Origin of the sequence: Kluyvera sp. 142486, assembly GCF_046569695.1 — a bacterium.
Classification (GTDB): domain Bacteria; phylum Pseudomonadota; class Gammaproteobacteria; order Enterobacterales; family Enterobacteriaceae; genus Kluyvera.
In genome coordinates, this window is sequence record NZ_JBKHUI010000020.1 from 39795 (window position 1) to 56883 (window position 17089).

The following is a 17089-nucleotide window of genomic DNA, read 5'->3' on the forward strand; positions in this document are numbered from 1 at the left end:
ACCTGATGCATCCGATGCTGAACATCGCCGTGCGCGCAGCGCGCAAGGCGGGTAACCTGATTGCCAAAAACTACGAAACACCAGAAGCTGTTGAATCGAGCCAGAAAGGCAGCAACGATTTCGTGACTAACGTTGATAAAGCCGCTGAAGCGATGATTATCGACACCATTCGCAAATCTTACCCGCAACACACCATCATCACCGAAGAAAGCGGTGAACATGTTGGCGAAGATCTGGATGTTCAATGGGTTATCGATCCACTGGATGGCACCACCAACTTTATCAAACGTCTGCCACACTTCTCCGTTTCCATCGCCGTACGCATCAAAGGCCGTACTGAAGTGGCTGTGGTTTACGATCCAATGCGCAACGAACTGTTCACCGCTACCCGCGGCCAGGGCGCACAGCTCAACGGTTACCGTCTGCGCGGCAGCACTGCCCGTGACCTGGATGGCACCATCATCGCGACCGGTTTCCCGTTCAAAGCGAAACAGCACGCGCCAGCTTACATGAACATCCTCGGCAAAATGTTTACCGAATGCGCGGACTTCCGTCGCACCGGTTCCGCTGCGCTGGATCTGGCCTACGTTGCCGCTGCGCGCGTTGACGGTTTCTTTGAAATCGGCCTGAAGCCATGGGACTTCGCCGCTGGCGAACTGATCGCTCGTGAAGCAGGCGCTATCGTCTGTGACTTCACCGGCGGCCATAACTACATGATGACCGGCAACATCGTTGCAGGTAACCCACGCATCGTGAAAGCCATGCTGGCGAACATGCGTGACGAGCTGAGCGAAGCGCTGAAGCGCTAAGTTCGGACTCCACGTCATTAAGAAGCCCCTTTGCGGGCTTCTTTTTTTGTACCTACCCTTCCCCCAGAATTATCTCTATTCCCGTTGCCGCCAGATACGTCGTCTATACTTAGCCTTTTGTTAGCCAAAAGGAGAACGAGAATGACCATTCACAAACACGGTTCTGCACACTGGTCAGGCGATATCAAACGCGGGAAAGGGACGGTTTCTACCGAAAGTGGCGTGCTCAACCAGCAACCTTACGGCTTTAATACACGCTTTGAAGGCGCAAAGGGCACAAACCCGGAAGAGCTAATTGGTGCAGCGCATGCGGCCTGTTTTTCGATGGCTTTATCGTTGATGCTGGGTGAGGCGGGCTATACCGCTGATGCCATCGATACCACTGCAGACGTCTCACTGGATAAAACCGACGGTGGTTTTGCCATTACCAAAATTACCCTACAAAGTAAGGTGAGCGTGCCCGGTATCGATCCGAAGCAGTTTGACGGCATCATCCAGAAAGCCAAAGCGGGCTGCCCGGTTTCCCAGGTGCTGAAGGCAGAAATCACGCTGGATTATACGTTAAACTAACGTTTTCAGGCCCTATGATGAAAAGGGTCGAATCCCCTCGCAGTAAAAGCATGCTGGTCACCTTATTGACCAGCATTTCAGCTTTAGAACGGCCTTAACCCTCTGCCCACCGGCACCGCGCTGACCCACATCACTACCGCCGCAGCGACCAGAACTACGCCACCGGCCAGCGCCAGCGTTGTCCAGCCCACCTGCCGCCACAGTACCGGCGTTTTATTGCCGCTGAGCTTCACCGCCAGGGTGCGAAAACCGTGGACCAGCAGCGCCAGTGAAGAGATGGTGAGCGACGTTCCCGCCGCCATCGCTAGCGCAGAGGCGACGCCCCAACCAAACACGCCAATCACTTTGCTGAACAGCAGCACCATAATGGCCCCGGAACAGGGACGCATGCCCATCGACAGTATAATCATCAGCCTCGCGCGCCAGTCTTCCTCGCGCTCAAGCTGCTTTGGGTCCGGCATGTGCTGATGACCACAGCCGCAGTGCTGGTCATGGACGTGGTGCGGCGTAAAAGCGGTAAATTTCGGTTTGTGCAGCAGCGCACGCAGCTTTTTCAGCGCCCGCCAGCAGAGTAATAACCCCAGCACGCCTACCAGCGCATAGCTGCCCTTCTCCAGCCAGAAACTGCTGAGGTGTAACTGGCGCGCCGGAAGCCGAAGCAGCGTCAGCACCACCACCACCAGGCCAATGGCCACCAGCCCCTGTAATAAAGATGCCGCGAGCGTCAGGCCAATACTGGATTTTAATTTTGAAGGATGGGTGGCCAGCCAGGTGGTGATGACCACCTTACCGTGCCCCGGCCCCAGCGCATGCAGCACGCCGTAGACAAAGCTGAACAGCAGCAGCGCTCCACCCGCCCTGGTCGGGTTTTCCGCCACGGCCTGCAGCAAACCGCTCATCTGCTGATTCACGTCGCGCTGCCAAACCACGCTTTGCAGCATCACCTGTGGCCACGCCTGCCAGAGCCATAGCAAGCCAATAACCGCAACCGCGAAAAACAGCAGCAGCGGCCAAAGCGACAGCCAGCGGCGCGAGGCGCGACGATTAACAGAGATTACTGACATGCGATGGTGACCTTCTGTGCAAACTGTTTTCCAAGATCCATATCTTCCGGAGGCGCATCCGCTTTATCAAGCGATTGCGCATAGGAGAGCATCTCATCGTTGGGATGCGGGGTATGGACGCTGACTTTGCATACACCTTTAAAATCTGGAGCAAACGCCACGTCACCGTCCTTTTCGTAGCTCATATCGACATAATAGGTCGGGTCGAAGGTGGAAAAGGTGTAAGTCTGCCCCGCCAGCGTCTGCGGCGTCGCCAGCGGTAAGGTAAAGGTCAGCACCGCCTGATGCCCCTGACGCGCCAGGCCGTAGGCGGTAGGCAGGTTTTCGAACTTCACCTTTTTACCGTCATGCCAGAACTCGGTAAAGTAGTGCTGCCCCAGTACGTTCGCCATCACCTCAGCGGCCAGCTTTTTCCAGACCTCATCGCCCGGCTTCGCATTGCCCGCGTCGTAGAGCAAATCCGCCGAGGTGAGTTCATCCATCACCCAGCGCATTTTCATGCCCGTCAGCTTGCCGTCAGCCACCACCAGCTGGTTAGTGATGGTAATAAAGCTGTGCGGATGTGCGCTGACGTTTAACGATAAAACCGTAAGAAACATCAGAACCGCGCATTGTTTCACTCTCTTCATCGGTTCCTCAGTGAAAAATTCTGTGACCGTCACCCGCATTCCTTAGCTAAAGCCCATTAGCTGCCGTTATCTTTTGTCTATTCTTATGCTCATAACCTGCTGCTGGATCCCAACAGATGATGACCGTACTCGAACCGCCATCTGTGCTTTCCAGTCCGCAGCGCCGCTGCCAGGCGCTGCTGATGCTCTATCTCCCTGGTCATTCCATCACGGCGGAATACATTGGCATGGTGAATAATGTCGATGTTTCCACCGCCCGGCAAGATGTCATTGAAGCCGGAGAGGAGGTTGAGCGTTACCATCGTCTGGCGATCGCCACTCAGGCGGATGGCTGCTATCGGATTGAAGGCACTACTCTCGACCTGCGCCTGTGCTTGCTGCACTGGCTTCGTCGCGCATTGCGTCTGTGTCCGCACTTTGTGGCGCACCATTTTACACCAGCGCTGAAAACACAGCTCAGACAGTTAAAGATCCCCCGTACGCTGTACGATGAAACCAACCTGCAGGCGCTGGTGAACCGCTGCGCCCGCAGCCTGCAGCGCGATTTTGAATGTCGCGACGGGCAGTTTTTGCGCCTCTATCTCCAGTACTGTTTATTACAGCATCACCAGGGTGAAAGCCCGATTTTTAGCACGCTGCAAAGCGCCTGGACGCAGTCTACGCTGGAATATCAGATGGCGGCGGATATTGTCCGTCATTGGCAGCGGCGGGTGATGCGAACACCGAACCGCCACGAGCAGCACTTCCTGGCACTGCTGTTTATGCTGCTGAAGGTGCCAAACCCCCAGTTTGATGGGCGTGAGCAGGACCAGCAACTGCATCTGGCGATTGCCCGGCTGGTCGACCGTTTTCAGCATGAAGCGCACTGCCATTTCACCGATGAACGCAGCCTGCACGATCAGCTCTACGTTCACGTGGCGCAGGCGCTGAACCGCTGCGTGTTTGAGATCGGCATCGATCATCACCTGCCGGAAGAGATCCACCGCCTCTATCCACGATTAATTCGCACCACCCGCGCCGCGCTCTGTGACTTTGAAACGCGCTATACCCTGCACTTCAGTGACGATGAAGCGGCGCTGATTGCGGTGATTTTTGGCGCAGGATTAATGCAGGAGAGCGAGTTACACGAGAAGCAGGTGGTGCTGTTAACCGGCGACAACCCGGCGCTGGAGCAGGAGATTGAACAGCAACTGCGGGAGCTGACGCTGCTGCCGCTCACCGTGAAATACCTGACGGTCAACGTCTTCCAAAAAGAGGGCGCACCGAAAAACAGCACGCTCGTCATTTCGCCATACGCGATTGCCCTGCCCCTGTTTTCACCGCCGCTGATCCACGCCGAGCAACCGCTCAGCGAACATCAGCAGCAGCATATCTGCAAGATTCTGGAGACCTAACGGGCGACGGTTTTCGGCCGCAGCACCAGCGCAGGCAGCGCCACCAACGCCATCACCCAGAACAATCCCTGGTGGAGATGCTGATACAGGAAGCCGGAGAACATGGTCATCACCGCAATACTGCCGCCCATCGCCACCGCCGAGTAGACCGCCTGCAGGCGGATAACTTCGCTCCCCTGACGGGCGGCAATGTAGCGCATCGCCGCCAGATGGCAGACGGTGAAGGTGCCGCAGTGCACGATCTGAATCAAAATCAGCCACGGCAGGCTGGTCGTCCAGCCCATCAGCCCCCAGCGGATAACGCCGCAAATCGCCGACAGCAGCAGCAGATCCCGGGCGCTAAAGCGGCGGAATACCTTTTTGCTCAGCGCAAAGGTGACCACTTCGGCCACCACACCTAACGACCACAGATAGCCAATGGCCGACGCCGAATACCCCGCCCCCTCCCAGTAGATGGCACTAAAACCATAATAGGCGGCGTGCGCCCCCTGAAGCAGGCTAACGCAGGCGAGAAAGCGCCAGTTTTGCGTGACTAAGGAACGCCAGGCGGGCCAGCCAACGGATTCCTGATGGCGGGATTCACCGAGCGGCATCACCGACGGTTTCAGCAGCATCCCCAGCAGCATCGACGCGACGCCAAGACTCAGCATCACCAGGATGACGTGGTAATCGAACAGGCTCACCAGCTTGCCGGTCAGCGCGGAACCAATCACGAAGGCAATTGAGCCCCACAGTCGCACCCGGCCGTAGTCCATGGTTATCTGTTTTTGCCAGGTGTTCGCCAGCGCATCGGTGAGCGGCACCAGCGGCGAGAAGAACAGGTTAAAACCGATCATCACCACCATCAGCCATGCCACCTGCGCTCCCGCCCAGAACGCAGCGGCGAACAGCAGCGTCATCAGCGCCAGAATGCGCAATACGCTTATCAAGCGCGACGGATCGCTCACTCTCGGCGCTATCAGCAGACTACCGAGAAAACGGGCAACCAACCCCGCGCCTAACAACAGGCCAATGGTTTCCGGCGACAGCCCTGCGCCTTTGAGCCAAACGCTCCAGAAAGGAAGAAAAATACCGTAGCTAAAGAAGTAGGTGAAGTAACTGAGCGCCAGCCAGCGCGTGGAGTGCAAAACCATGGGTCCTCCCGTTTTGGAGCCCCTAGTCTAATGACTCCCTCCACATTCTGGAGAGCACTACTCCTCACGCTCACGAGAGAATTGTGATGGATATCACCTTTAGTTGTTTTTGCGCCAGTCATCCGTCCACACAAACGGTTACAGCGCTGGCTTTCGCAGCGGTGCACACTGTCAACACGGACACCAATAACTCAGGACGGAACCATGAAAACGCTTATCCCTGCGCTCGTCGCGCTTTTGTTGATCGGCTGCGCCAGCAGCGCATCAAAGCCTCAAACCCACAGCAGCAACGAAACCATTTCTCCGCTGGATTACCAGGAGTGCATCCAGGCCGCTATGAGCGGTAACGGTCAGGCCAGCGATGAAAAATGCGGTAAGGTTCTGAAGGCTTCTCATTGATACTCCAGCGGCAGCGGCCAGAAAATCGGCTAACTTCGTATTAGAAATATTCATATAACCGGGCATCAAAGCGGGTTTATCGTCCAACCGTAGCGCGATGCGCCCCCAACCATAAGACTGATTTATAGGTCCGCGGTGGCGGGGAGGCCTTTTGTGTATTACGTTTAAATCACACATACTTACACAATGGAATGACCATGAACGCTCTCCGTTATCTCGACTTTGGCGCCTCGCGCGACCTGCTGTTGTTGATTGCGCGTATCGCTATCGTGCTGCTGTTTATTCTCTTCGGCTATCCCAAAATGCTCCACTTCGACGGAACGGTACAATACATGGCAGCTTCAGGCGCACCGATGCCGTCGCTGGCGGCTATCATCGCGATCGTGATGGAAGTGCCGGCCGTTATTCTGGTGATTCTGGGCTTCTTTACTCGTCCACTGGCGGTGATTTTTATTTTCTACACTCTGGGGACGGCGGTGATTGGTCACCACTTCTGGAACATGACCGGCGATGCGGTGATGCCGAACATGATTAACTTCTATAAGAACATCAGCATTTCAGGCGCGTTCCTGCTGCTGGCGATTGTCGGGCCGGGGAAAATTTCGTTAGATAGGCGTTGAAGGTTTGCTTGATGGCGGCTTCGCCTTATCAAGCCTACAAAAGCGTTGTAGGTTCGATAAGCGCAGCACCATCGGGCATAAAAAAAGGCCGCATACGCGGCCTTTTCTGCATCTTACGGTTAACGATTACGCGTAAACCGGGAAGCGAGCGCAGATAGCCAGCACTTTCGCTTTGACGCTTTCGATGACGGACTCATCGTTGATGTTGTCCAGTACATCGCACATCCAGCCAGCCAGCTCTTTCACTTCAGCTTCTTTAAAGCCGCGACGAGTTACCGCTGGGGAACCGATACGAATACCGGAGGTCACGAACGGGCTCTTAGGATCGTTCGGTACGCTGTTTTTGTTCACGGTGATGTTCGCACGACCCAGCGCGGCATCAGCTTCTTTACCGGTCAGGTTTTTATCAACCAGATCCAGCAGGAACAGGTGGTTTTCAGTACCGCCGGAAACCACTTTGTAGCCACGGTTCAGGAACACTTCCACCATCGCTTTGGCGTTTTTAGCAACCTGCTGCTGGTAAACCTTGAACTCTGGCTCCATCGCTTCTTTCAGCGCCACCGCTTTACCGGCGATAACGTGCATCAGAGGGCCACCCTGCGCGCTTGGGAACACGGCGGAGTTCAGTTTTTTGTACAGCTCTTCACTACCGTCTTTCGCCAGGATCAGGCCACCGCGTGGGCCCGCCAGGGTTTTGTGAGTGGTAGTGGTCACGACGTGAGCGTGTGGAACCGGGTTCGGGTAAACGCCTGCGGCAATCAGACCAGCAACGTGCGCCATGTCGACGAACAGGTATGCACCGATGCTGTCTGCGATTTCACGCATTTTTGCCCAGTCTACAACGCCAGAGTAGGCAGAGAAGCCACCGATGATCATCTTCGGTTTATGTTCCTGAGCCTGTTTAGCCATGTCGGCATAGTCAATTTTACCGGACTCATCAATACCGTAAGGGATGATGTTGTACAGTTTACCGGAGAAGTTAACCGGGGAGCCGTGAGTCAGGTGGCCGCCCTGCGCCAGGTTCATACCCAGAACGGTATCGCCCGGCTGCAGCAGTGCGGTGTAGACCGCGAAGTTAGCCTGAGAGCCGGAGTGCGGCTGTACGTTAGCGTAATCTGCGCCGAACAGTTCTTTCGCGCGGTCAATCGCCAGCTGTTCAACGATATCAACGTATTCGCAACCGCCGTAGTAGCGTTTGCCTGGGTAACCTTCAGCGTATTTGTTGGTCAGCTGAGAACCCTGCGCCTGCATAACGCGAGGGCTGGTGTAGTTTTCGGAGGCGATCAGTTCGATGTGCTCTTCCTGACGTACTTTTTCCTGCTCCATAGCCTGCCACAGTTCGGCATCATAATCGGCAATGTTCATTTCACGCTTTAACATCCGCATCTCCTGACTCAGCTAACAATTAAATTTTGGCCTGAAAAGGCAGTCCAATTGGACAACGGCCAACAGTATAACTGATTAGTTCTGCGATAACAGGTCTTGACAAACGAAATTACGCAAACGATTACCTCCGCACCACACAAGGGGTTGAGGAATAAAGGGCTAACGCGGGGAAACGGATTTCTTTTCAGGATTGTGATGTGAATAATTCATGTTGTAACCGTAATGGTGCATTCTTTCAAAGAACCATTTACAAAGCAGGGGTATTTTTATAAGATGCATTTAACATGCAACATTAGATAACACAGAAAGGAAGACCTGCCATGCTAGACGCTCAAACCATCGCCACCGTAAAAGCCACTATCCCCCTGCTGGTTGAAACCGGCCCGAAGCTCACCGCCCACTTTTATGACCGGATGTTTACCCATAACCCGGAGCTGAAAGAGATTTTCAATATGAGCAACCAGCGTAACGGCGACCAGCGTGAAGCGCTGTTTAACGCCATTGCCGCCTACGCCAGCAATATTGAAAACCTGCCTGCGCTGCTGCCGGCGGTAGAGAAAATCGCCCAGAAGCATACCAGCTTCCAGATCAAACCAGAGCAGTACAACATTGTGGGCGCACACCTGCTGGCGACGCTGGATGAAATGTTTAGCCCAGGCCAGGAAGTGCTGGATGCCTGGGGTAAGGCCTATGGCGTACTGGCAGGCGTGTTTATCAACCGTGAAGCCGAGATTTATCAGGATAACGCCAGCAAAACCGGCGGCTGGGAAGGCACTCGTGCTTTCCGGATCGTCAAAAAGACGCCGCGCAGTGACCTGATTACCAGCTTCGAGATGGAACCGGTCGATGGTCAGCCGGTGGCGGATTACCAGCCGGGGCAGTATCTGGCGGTATGGCTGAAGCCGGAAGATTTCGAGTATCAGGAGATTCGTCAGTACTCACTGACCCGCAAGCCGGACGGTAAAGGCTACCGCATCGCCGTGAAACGTGAAAACGGCGGGCAGGTGTCGAACTGGCTGCATAACGCGGCAAAAGAAGGTGACGTGGTCCATCTGGCCGCACCTGCCGGTGATTTCTTCCTTAACGTCACACAGCAAACGCCGGTCACCCTGATCTCCGGCGGCGTAGGGCAAACCCCGATGCTCGCGATGCTGGATACGCTGTCGAAAAACCGCCATCCGGCACAGGTAAACTGGTTCCACGCCGCAGAAAACGGCAGCGTTCACGCCTTTGCCGATGAAGTGAAAACGCTGGGTAGCGCGCTGCCAGACTTCACTTCTCACCTATGGTATCGCACCCCGACCGACGCGGACCGCCAGTCCGGCGCGTTCGACAGCGAAGGGCTCATGGCGCTGGCACCGCTTGCCGATAAGCTGCAAGACCCACAGATGCAGTTCTACCTGTGCGGCCCGGTTGCCTTTATGCAGCATGCGGCAAAACAGCTGCTTGCCGTTGGCGTCAACGCCGAACGTATCCACTACGAATGCTTCGGCCCGCATAAAGTCCTGTAATCTTTTCTTTCCAGGCGGGTAGTTTCCTACCCGCCCTCCTACCCCTTTGCGCTTATCCCGGTCAAAAAATAGGGTAGTGAATTGTGTTATCATTACTCACTTATCTATTTTCTTTTCCTTTGGTGATTCATTTTTATGCAACAACCGTTTGTGCGCGTTGGGGAATGGCTCGTCACGCCTTCAGTGAATCAAATTAGTCGCCCTGGACGCCAGCTCACTCTGGAACCTCGATTAATCGATCTGCTGATGTATTTTGCCCACCACCCAGGGGAAGTGCTCAGCCGCGACGAGCTTATTGATAACATCTGGATGCGAAATATTGTGACCAGTCATGTGGTCACCCAGAGTATTTCTGAACTGCGTAAATCGTTGCGCGACGGTGGCGATAGCCACGCCGAATACATTATTACCGTGCCCAAACGCGGCTATCAGCTTACGGCCCCCGTCACCTGGCTTAGCGAGTCTGAAATACCAGGTGAAGCCGCTGAGATACAGCCTACCACCGCCCTTGATAGCGCTCCGGTAACGCCCGCGCGTGCCGCCGCTGTAGAGCCTAAACCACGCCGCTGGTTTGCCAACTTCTGGACTCAGTGCGCCTTTTTATTATCGCTTGGCGTACTGATTGCCATGATCCTGCTGAGCGTGGTGCGCCCGCATCCGCAGGTAACGCATACACACCTGCTGCTTAACCCACGCGATATTGACGTTCGCTTTGAACCGGGCTCCTCCTGTAATAACTGGGTCTCGCAGCAGTCGTATGCCATCGGCCTCGGCACGCTGATTACCACCTCGCTGAACACCTATTCCACCTTTATGGTTCACGACAAAACCAACTATAACGTCAATGAACCGAGCAGCTCCGGGAAGACGCTGACCATCAGCTTTGTGAATCAGCGCCACTACCGCGCCCAGCAGTGCTTTATGTCGGTGCTGCTTATCGACAACGCCGACGGTTCGACCATGCTCGATAAGCGCTACTTCGTCACCGATAGCAACCTGGTCTCTATCCAGGGCGATCTGTTCGATAGCCTCTCCAGCGCGCTGGCCCAACCGTGGCCAGAGGAGATGCAGAAACAGCTAACCCGGCTGAAGCTGCCGGAAACCCAGTCGCTGGCCCAGTTTTACCAGGCGCTGCAGATGGTTTCTGTTGGTGATGCACCATCGTTAAACAAGGCCAGCACGCTGCTTGAGAACATCACGAAATCCTCACCCGGCTTCACCTACGCCTATGCGCAAAAAGCAATGGTGGACGTCTTACGTCAATCACAGCAACCTTTTGATACCCAGCAATTGGCCGCACTAAATGAAGAATTAGCGCATGTAGAACAAATGCCGGATATTCAAGGCAGTTCCATCCTGTATCGAATTAAAGCCATCGATTATTTAAGCAAAGGCAACATCGACAACGCTTTTGATTTCGTGAATAAAAGCATTGAAATTGAGATGTCATGGCTTAACTACGTACTGCTGGGTAAAGTTTATGAAATGAAAGGTGAGAGTCGTCTGGCGGCTGATGCCTATATTACGGCATTTAATTTACGACCAGGCGAGAACACGCTGTACTGGATTCAGAATGGCGTATTCCAGACGTCAATTGAGAAAATAGTCCCGTATTTGCAGTCTTTTTTAGCTAAAGAGTCATCGCCAGCCTAACAATTCGATTATCACGGTTAAATAACCGCGTTCTTAATGTAATATTGATGTTGTCGCAAGGTGTTATTTGTTACCTTGTGACAACATTTCCCCTCATGGGGCACCGCCACCTAACCACTTGTAATTAGAAGTTATTTACCTTTTCCTGATATAAAATTTTTATCCTGATGTGTTAAGCAAAAAAGGTAAAGACCTCATCTTTTTCATGTTTGTTTTAATTTCACTTTTACTTTAGGACTTCTCTTAGCCTGCTCAGTAATAATTACCATCAGTTGGTCGGGTCAATTGGTATTACTCATTCTGCGATCCGGTCCTAAAAATACTGTTCAGGAGAAACGAACATGAGTTCTGCCAAGAAGATCGGGCTATTTGCCTGTACCGGCGTTGTTGCCGGGAATATGATGGGGAGCGGTATCGCATTATTACCCGCGAACCTCGCCAGCATCGGTGGTATTGCCATTTGGGGCTGGGTTATTTCTATTATTGGTGCCATGTCACTGGCTTACGTTTACGCTCGACTGGCAACGAAGAACCCGCAACAGGGTGGCCCCATTGCGTACGCTGGTGAATTATCTCCCGCTTTCGGCTTCCAGACCGGCGTCCTTTATTACCACGCCAACTGGATCGGTAACCTGGCTATCGGTATTACCGCCGTCTCTTATTTATCCACCTATTTCCCGGTATTAAATGACCCTATTCCTGCCGGTATCGCGTGTATCGCCATCGTGTGGCTGTTCACCTTTATCAATATGCTGGGCGGTACCTGGGTAAGCCGTCTGACCACTATTGGCCTGTTCCTGGTGTTGATCCCGGTTGTGTTAACTGCCGTTGTCGGCTGGCACTGGTTTGATATGGCGACCTACCACGCCAACTGGAACACCTCTACCACTACCGATCCACACGCGGTGATTAAAAGTATTCTTCTGTGCCTGTGGGCGTTCGTCGGCGTGGAATCTGCCGCCGTCAGCACCGGCATGGTGAAAAACCCGAAACGTACCGTACCGATGGCAACCATGCTGGGTACCGCGCTGGCGGGTATCGTTTATATCGCCGCCACTCAGGTTATTTCCGGTATGTATCCAGCTTCCGTGATGGCCTCTTCCGGCGCACCGTTTGCCGTCAGCGCCTCTACCATTCTGGGTAGCTGGGCCGCACCGCTGGTTTCCGCCTTCACCGCCTTTGCGTGCCTGACGTCTCTGGGTTCGTGGATGATGCTGGTTGGTCAGGCAGGCGTGCGTGCCGCCAACGATGGCAACTTCCCGAAAGTGTATGGCGAGCTCGATAAAAACGGCATTCCTAAGAAAGGCCTGCTGTTGGCTGGCCTGAAAATGACCGGTCTGATGATCATCATCACCGTAATGAACTCCAACGGCGGTAAAGCCTCTGACCTGTTCGGTGAGCTGACCGGTATTGCCGTGCTGCTGACCATGCTGCCTTACTTCTACTCCTGCGTTGACCTGATTCGCTTCGAAGGCATCAACGTGCGCAACTTCGTCAGCCTTATCTGTTCGGTTCTGGGCTGTGCGTTCTGCTTCATCGCGCTGATGGGCGCAAGCTCTTTCGAACTGTCCGGTACCTTCATCGTCAGCCTGGTCATCCTGATGTTCTACGGTCGCAAAATGCACCAGCGTCAGCATAACGACGACGAAAACAAAACGGCTGAAGCGCTTTAATCGCTCCCCCTAATTTCTCTAAAGGCTCCTACCTTCACCTGCTACATCATAGCGGGAGGGGCCTTCTTTATCCGGAAACATGACTATGACTATGAACGTTATTGCTATCATGAACCACATGGGCGTCTACTTTAAAGAAGAGCCTATTCGTGAACTTCATCGCGCACTGGAAGGCCTGAACTTCCGCATTGTTTACCCAAATGACCGTGAAGACCTGCTGAAGCTGATTGAAAATAATGCCAATCTGTGCGGCGTGATTTTTGACTGGGATAAGTACAACCTTGAGCTGTGCGAAGAGATCAGCGCGCTGAACGAGTACATGCCGGTTTATGCTTTTGCCAACAGCTACTCCACGCTGGACGTCAGCCTCAACGATCTGCGCATGCAGGTTCGTTTCTTCGAATACGCGCTGGGCGCCGCGGCTGACATTGCGGCGAAAATCCGCCAGAGCACCGACGAATACATCGACGCCATTCTGCCACCGCTGACCAAAGTGCTGTTCAAATACGTGCGTGAAGGTAAATACACCTTCTGTACTCCAGGCCACATGGGCGGCACCGCCTTCCAGAAAAGCCCGGTTGGCAGCATCTTCCATGATTTCTTCGGCCCTAACGCCATGAAATCTGACATCTCCATCTCCGTTTCCGAGCTGGGCTCTCTGCTGGACCACTCCGGCCCGCACAAAGAAGCCGAAGAGTATATCGCTCGCGTCTTTAACGCCGAGCGCAGCTATATGGTGACTAACGGTACGTCTACCGCGAACAAAATCGTCGGCATGTACTCCGCACCAGCGGGCAGCACCGTGCTTATCGACCGTAACTGCCATAAATCGCTCACCCATCTGATGATGATGAGCAACATTACGCCGATCTACTTCCGCCCAACCCGTAACGCTTACGGTATTCTCGGCGGTATCCCGCAGAGCGAATTCCAGCGCGCCACCATTGAAAAACGCGTGAAAGCGACGCCAAACGCCACCTGGCCGGTGCATGCGGTGATCACCAACTCCACCTATGATGGTCTGCTGTACAACACCGACTACATCAAGAAGACGCTGGATGTGAAATCCATCCACTTCGACTCTGCCTGGGTGCCTTACACCAACTTCTCGCCAATCTATGCGGGTAAATGTGGGATGAGCGGCGACCGTGTTGAAGGCAAAGTGATTTATGAGACCCAGTCCACGCACAAACTGCTGGCGGCGTTCTCTCAGGCATCAATGATCCACGTGAAAGGCGACATCAACGAAGAGACCTTCAACGAAGCCTACATGATGCACACCACCACCTCTCCGCATTACGGCATCGTGGCCTCCACCGAAACCGCCGCAGCGATGATGAAAGGCAATGCCGGTAAGCGTCTGATTAACGGTTCTATCGAGCGGGCAATCAAGTTCCGTAAAGAGATCAAACGTCTCAAAGGTGAGTCCGAAGGCTGGTTCTTTGACGTCTGGCAGCCGGAGCACATCGACGGCCCTGACTGCTGGCCGCTGCGTTCTGACAGCGCATGGCACGGCTTTAAAAACATCGATAACGAACACATGTACCTCGACCCGATCAAAGTCACCATCCTGACGCCGGGCATGAAAAAAGACGGTACCATGGATGACTTCGGTATTCCGGCAAGCCTGGTCGCCAAATACCTCGACGAGCGCGGCATCATCGTTGAGAAAACCGGCCCATACAACCTGCTGTTCCTGTTCAGCATCGGGATCGATAAAACCAAAGCGCTGAGCCTGCTGCGCGCGCTGACCGAGTTCAAACGCGCCTTTGACCTGAACCTGCGGGTGAAAAACATTCTGCCTTCGCTGTACCAGGAAGCGCCTGAATTCTATGAAAACATGCGTATTCAGGAGCTGGCGCAGAGCATCCATAAATTGGTTGAGCACCACAACCTGCCGGACCTGATGTTCCGCGCGTTTGAAGTGCTGCCAGCCATGGAAATCACCCCGTTCGAGGCGTTCCAGAAAGAGCTTCATGGCGAAACGGAAGAGGTCTATCTGGATGAAGTCGTTGGCCGTATCAACGCCAACATGATCCTGCCGTACCCTCCGGGCGTGCCGCTGGTGATGCCGGGTGAGATGATCACCGAAGAGAGCCGTCCGGTGCTGGAGTTCCTGCAGATGCTGTGCGAAATCGGCGCGCATTACCCGGGCTTCGAAACCGACATCCACGGCGCCTACCGTCAGGCGGATGGTCGCTACACGGTTAAAGTGCTGAAAGACGCTAAAAAATAATTAAAAAAACAGAGGGAAGCGGCTAGTCGCTTCCCTTTTTCGTGCATCCACACAACAAGGAATCGACATGAAAACACCCTCACAACCGCGCGCGATCTACTACATCGTGGCGATTCAAATCTGGGAATATTTTAGCTTCTACGGCATGCGTGCCCTGCTCATCCTTTACCTTACCCACCAGCTTGGTTTCAACGACAGCCACGCTATCGACCTGTTCAGCGCCTACGCCTCGCTGGTCTATGTCACCCCTATTCTGGGCGGCTGGCTCGCCGACCGCCTGCTCGGCAACCGAACCGCCGTCATATCCGGTGCGCTGCTGATGACGCTTGGGCATATCGTACTCGGTGTGGAATCGGACTCCACGTGGAGTTTGTACCTTGCGCTGGGAATTATCATCTGCGGCTACGGCCTGTTTAAATCCAATATCAGCTGTCTGTTGGGTGAGATGTACGCCCCCGATGACAACCGTCGCGACGGCGGTTTTTCGCTGCTGTACGCGGCGGGCAACATCGGCTCCATTGCGGCGCCTATCGCCTGCGGGCTGGCAGCGCAGTGGTACGGCTGGCACGTCGGTTTCGCGCTGGCAGGCATCGGCATGTTTATTGGCCTGATCGTCTTCTTAAGCGGCCATCGCCATTTCCGCCATACGCAAGGGGTGAACAAACCTGCGCTGCGAGCGGTGAAGTTTGTCTTACCGACCTGGGGCTGGCTGGCGCTAACGCTATGCATCGCGCCGCTGTTCTTCACCCTGCTGCTGCAAAATGACTGGTCAGGCTATCTGCTGGCGATCGTCTGCGCGGCCGCCGCCGTAATCGTGGCGCGCATTATGCTGCGTTTCCCGGCACAGCGCCGCGTCCTATCGCAAATCATTTTGCTGATGCTGACCGGCACGCTGTTCTGGGTACTGGCTCAGCAGGGCGGCAGCTCTATCAGCCTGTTTATCGATCACTTCGTGAACCGTCGCTGGCTGAACGTTGAAGTGCCAACCGCCCTCTTCCAGTCGGTCAACGCGGTTGCCGTGATGACGGCAGGCGTGGTGCTGGCCTGGCTGTCGCGTCCGGAAAGCAGCGTTAGCTCTGCCCTGCGGGTATGGTTGAAGTTCGCATTCGGGCTGGTGTTGATGGGCGCCGGTTTCATGCTGCTGGCGCTGAACGCGCACGGCGCCCAGCTGCACGGTCAGGCCTCTATGGGCATGATGGTCGCCGGGCTGGCACTGATGGGCTTTGCCGAGTTGTTTATTGACCCGGTGGCGATGGCGCAGATTACGCGCCTGAACTTGCCAGGGGTGACCGGCGTACTGACCGGCATCTACATGCTGGCAACCGGCTCAGTCGCTAACTGGCTGGCAGGTGTGGTGGCGCAGAAAACCACCGAATCACAAATTAACGATACGGCTATCGATGCCTATGGGCACTTTTTCTCGCAGATGGGGGAATGGACGCTGGGCGTAGTGGCGCTGATTGTAGTACTGGTGGCGTTGAAACGTCTGTTGGGTTCGTCCAGCGTAGCGATGGCGCAGGCCGACGAGTAATGGAAACGGCCTATGGCGTTATGCTGTAGGCCGGATAAGGCGTTTACGCCGCCATCCGGCACCCAGCACAGGCTCTGCCGGATAGCGCTTCGCTTATCCGGCCTACATCGATTAGATTGCTGCGTCGTCTTCTTCGCCGGTACGGATACGAATCACGCGCGCCACGTCGAAGACAAAGATTTTGCCGTCGCCGATTTTGCCGGTCTGCGCGGTGCGGATAATAGTATCCACACAGGTATCGACGATATCGTCGGTCACCACGATCTCAATTTTCACCTTCGGCAGAAAGTCCACCATGTACTCTGCACCGCGGTACAGCTCGGTATGACCTTTCTGACGGCCAAAGCCTTTCACTTCCGTTACCGTCATCCCGGTGATGCCAACTTCCGCCAGCGCTTCACGTACGTCATCGAGTTTGAAGGGTTTAATAATCGCATCAATTTTTTTCATGGTGTTCCTGTCGTTTTTATCGCGTAACCGG

Annotated in this window: 15 protein-coding genes; 10 read left to right on the plus strand and 5 right to left on the minus strand. The window is 54.6% G+C overall.

Annotated elements, in window-relative coordinates:
• The first annotated feature begins 5 nt into the window (after nucleotides 1-5).
• Complete coding sequence (suhB, locus tag ACLGE8_RS19360; protein ID WP_411000525.1) at nucleotides 6-809, plus strand: inositol-1-monophosphatase; 804 nt, start codon at nucleotides 6-8, stop codon at nucleotides 807-809.
• Nucleotides 810-950: 141 nt separating this feature from the next.
• Entirely contained in the window at nucleotides 951-1379 is a 429-nt protein-coding gene (locus tag ACLGE8_RS19365; protein WP_411000527.1) for an OsmC family protein, read from the plus strand.
• A gap of 83 nt (nucleotides 1380-1462) precedes the next feature.
• Here ACLGE8_RS19365 and ACLGE8_RS19370 read toward each other — a convergent pair whose 3' ends face one another.
• Entirely contained in the window at nucleotides 1463-2443 is a 981-nt protein-coding gene (locus ACLGE8_RS19370) for a nickel/cobalt transporter (protein WP_411000529.1), read from the minus strand.
• On the minus strand, nucleotides 2434-3072 hold the full coding sequence (locus ACLGE8_RS19375; protein WP_411000531.1) for a DUF1007 family protein: 639 nt from the start codon (nucleotides 3070-3072) through the stop codon (nucleotides 2434-2436). The genes ACLGE8_RS19370 and ACLGE8_RS19375 overlap by 10 nt, the downstream gene beginning before the upstream one ends.
• A 116-nt stretch (nucleotides 3073-3188) precedes the next feature.
• Here ACLGE8_RS19375 and csiE point away from each other — a divergent pair, with 116 nt between their 5' ends.
• Entirely contained in the window at nucleotides 3189-4466 is a 1278-nt protein-coding gene (gene csiE, locus ACLGE8_RS19380) for a stationary phase inducible protein CsiE (protein ID WP_411000533.1), read from the plus strand.
• Here the strand turns inward: csiE and ACLGE8_RS19385 are convergent.
• A complete protein-coding gene (locus tag ACLGE8_RS19385; protein WP_411000535.1) occupies nucleotides 4463-5599 on the minus strand; it encodes a 3-phenylpropionate MFS transporter in 1137 nt (378 codons plus the stop codon). The two genes, csiE and ACLGE8_RS19385, sit on opposite strands and share 4 nt — an antisense overlap.
• A gap of 204 nt (nucleotides 5600-5803) precedes the next feature.
• On the opposite strand from ACLGE8_RS19385, the gene ACLGE8_RS19390 reads away from it, so the two are divergent.
• Nucleotides 5804-5998: a ChiQ/YbfN family lipoprotein gene (locus ACLGE8_RS19390; RefSeq protein ID WP_411000537.1), complete on the plus strand. Its 195-nt coding sequence runs from the start codon at nucleotides 5804-5806 to the stop codon at nucleotides 5996-5998.
• Nucleotides 5999-6195: 197 nt separating this feature from the next.
• The gene (locus ACLGE8_RS19395) at nucleotides 6196-6618 is read left to right on the plus strand and encodes a DoxX family protein (RefSeq protein WP_411000539.1); all 423 of its coding nucleotides are present in this window, start codon (nucleotides 6196-6198) and stop codon (nucleotides 6616-6618) included.
• Between the two features lie 126 nt (nucleotides 6619-6744).
• Here the strand turns inward: ACLGE8_RS19395 and glyA are convergent, their stop codons facing one another.
• Nucleotides 6745-7998, minus strand: coding sequence for a serine hydroxymethyltransferase (gene glyA, locus ACLGE8_RS19400; RefSeq protein ID WP_411000541.1), 1254 nt, complete (start codon nucleotides 7996-7998; stop codon nucleotides 6745-6747).
• A 326-nt stretch (nucleotides 7999-8324) separates the two neighbouring features.
• Between glyA and hmpA the strand changes: the two genes are divergently transcribed.
• From hmpA to dtpD, 5 genes are all read left to right on the plus strand, one after another.
• A complete protein-coding gene (hmpA, locus tag ACLGE8_RS19405) occupies nucleotides 8325-9515 on the plus strand; it encodes an NO-inducible flavohemoprotein (protein WP_411000543.1) in 1191 nt (396 codons plus the stop codon).
• Between the two features lie 135 nt (nucleotides 9516-9650).
• A complete protein-coding gene (gene cadC, locus ACLGE8_RS19410) occupies nucleotides 9651-11168 on the plus strand; it encodes a lysine decarboxylation/transport transcriptional activator CadC (protein WP_411000545.1) in 1518 nt (505 codons plus the stop codon).
• Nucleotides 11169-11509: 341 nt separating this feature from the next.
• Nucleotides 11510-12841: a cadaverine/lysine antiporter gene (gene cadB / locus ACLGE8_RS19415; RefSeq protein WP_395593853.1), complete on the plus strand. Its 1332-nt coding sequence runs from the start codon at nucleotides 11510-11512 to the stop codon at nucleotides 12839-12841.
• Between the two features lie 91 nt (nucleotides 12842-12932).
• Nucleotides 12933-15077 (plus strand): lysine decarboxylase CadA, encoded by a 2145-nt coding sequence (gene cadA / locus ACLGE8_RS19420; protein ID WP_411000590.1) that lies wholly within the window; start codon nucleotides 12933-12935, stop codon nucleotides 15075-15077.
• A gap of 67 nt (nucleotides 15078-15144) precedes the next feature.
• Nucleotides 15145-16608, plus strand: coding sequence for a dipeptide permease DtpD (gene dtpD / locus ACLGE8_RS19425; protein ID WP_411000547.1), 1464 nt, complete (start codon nucleotides 15145-15147; stop codon nucleotides 16606-16608).
• 111 nt (nucleotides 16609-16719) lie between these two features.
• On the opposite strand, the gene glnB is transcribed toward dtpD, so the two are convergent.
• Complete coding sequence (gene glnB, locus ACLGE8_RS19430) at nucleotides 16720-17058, minus strand: nitrogen regulatory protein P-II (protein WP_002914032.1); 339 nt, start codon at nucleotides 17056-17058, stop codon at nucleotides 16720-16722.
• Nucleotides 17059-17089 lie beyond the last annotated feature (31 nt).

Coding starts and splice junctions, on each gene's coding strand:
- cadC (WP_411000545.1), top strand. CDS start 9,651: ATGCAACAACCGTTTGTGCGCGTTGGGGAATGGCTCGTCACGCCTTCA.
- dtpD (WP_411000547.1), top strand. CDS start 15,145: ATGAAAACACCCTCACAACCGCGCGCGATCTACTACATCGTGGCGATT.
- cadB (WP_395593853.1), top strand. CDS start 11,510: ATGAGTTCTGCCAAGAAGATCGGGCTATTTGCCTGTACCGGCGTTGTT.
- suhB (WP_411000525.1), top strand. CDS start 6: ATGCATCCGATGCTGAACATCGCCGTGCGCGCAGCGCGCAAGGCGGGT.
- cadA (WP_411000590.1), top strand. CDS start 12,933: ATGAACGTTATTGCTATCATGAACCACATGGGCGTCTACTTTAAAGAA.
- hmpA (WP_411000543.1), top strand. CDS start 8,325: ATGCTAGACGCTCAAACCATCGCCACCGTAAAAGCCACTATCCCCCTG.
- ACLGE8_RS19365 (WP_411000527.1), top strand. CDS start 951: ATGACCATTCACAAACACGGTTCTGCACACTGGTCAGGCGATATCAAA.
- glnB (WP_002914032.1), bottom strand. CDS start 17,058: ATGAAAAAAATTGATGCGATTATTAAACCCTTCAAACTCGATGACGTA.
- glyA (WP_411000541.1), bottom strand. CDS start 7,998: ATGTTAAAGCGTGAAATGAACATTGCCGATTATGATGCCGAACTGTGG.
- ACLGE8_RS19385 (WP_411000535.1), bottom strand. CDS start 5,599: ATGGTTTTGCACTCCACGCGCTGGCTGGCGCTCAGTTACTTCACCTAC.
- ACLGE8_RS19375 (WP_411000531.1), bottom strand. CDS start 3,072: ATGAAGAGAGTGAAACAATGCGCGGTTCTGATGTTTCTTACGGTTTTA.
- ACLGE8_RS19395 (WP_411000539.1), top strand. CDS start 6,196: ATGAACGCTCTCCGTTATCTCGACTTTGGCGCCTCGCGCGACCTGCTG.
- csiE (WP_411000533.1), top strand. CDS start 3,189: ATGATGACCGTACTCGAACCGCCATCTGTGCTTTCCAGTCCGCAGCGC.
- ACLGE8_RS19390 (WP_411000537.1), top strand. CDS start 5,804: ATGAAAACGCTTATCCCTGCGCTCGTCGCGCTTTTGTTGATCGGCTGC.
- ACLGE8_RS19370 (WP_411000529.1), bottom strand. CDS start 2,443: ATGTCAGTAATCTCTGTTAATCGTCGCGCCTCGCGCCGCTGGCTGTCG.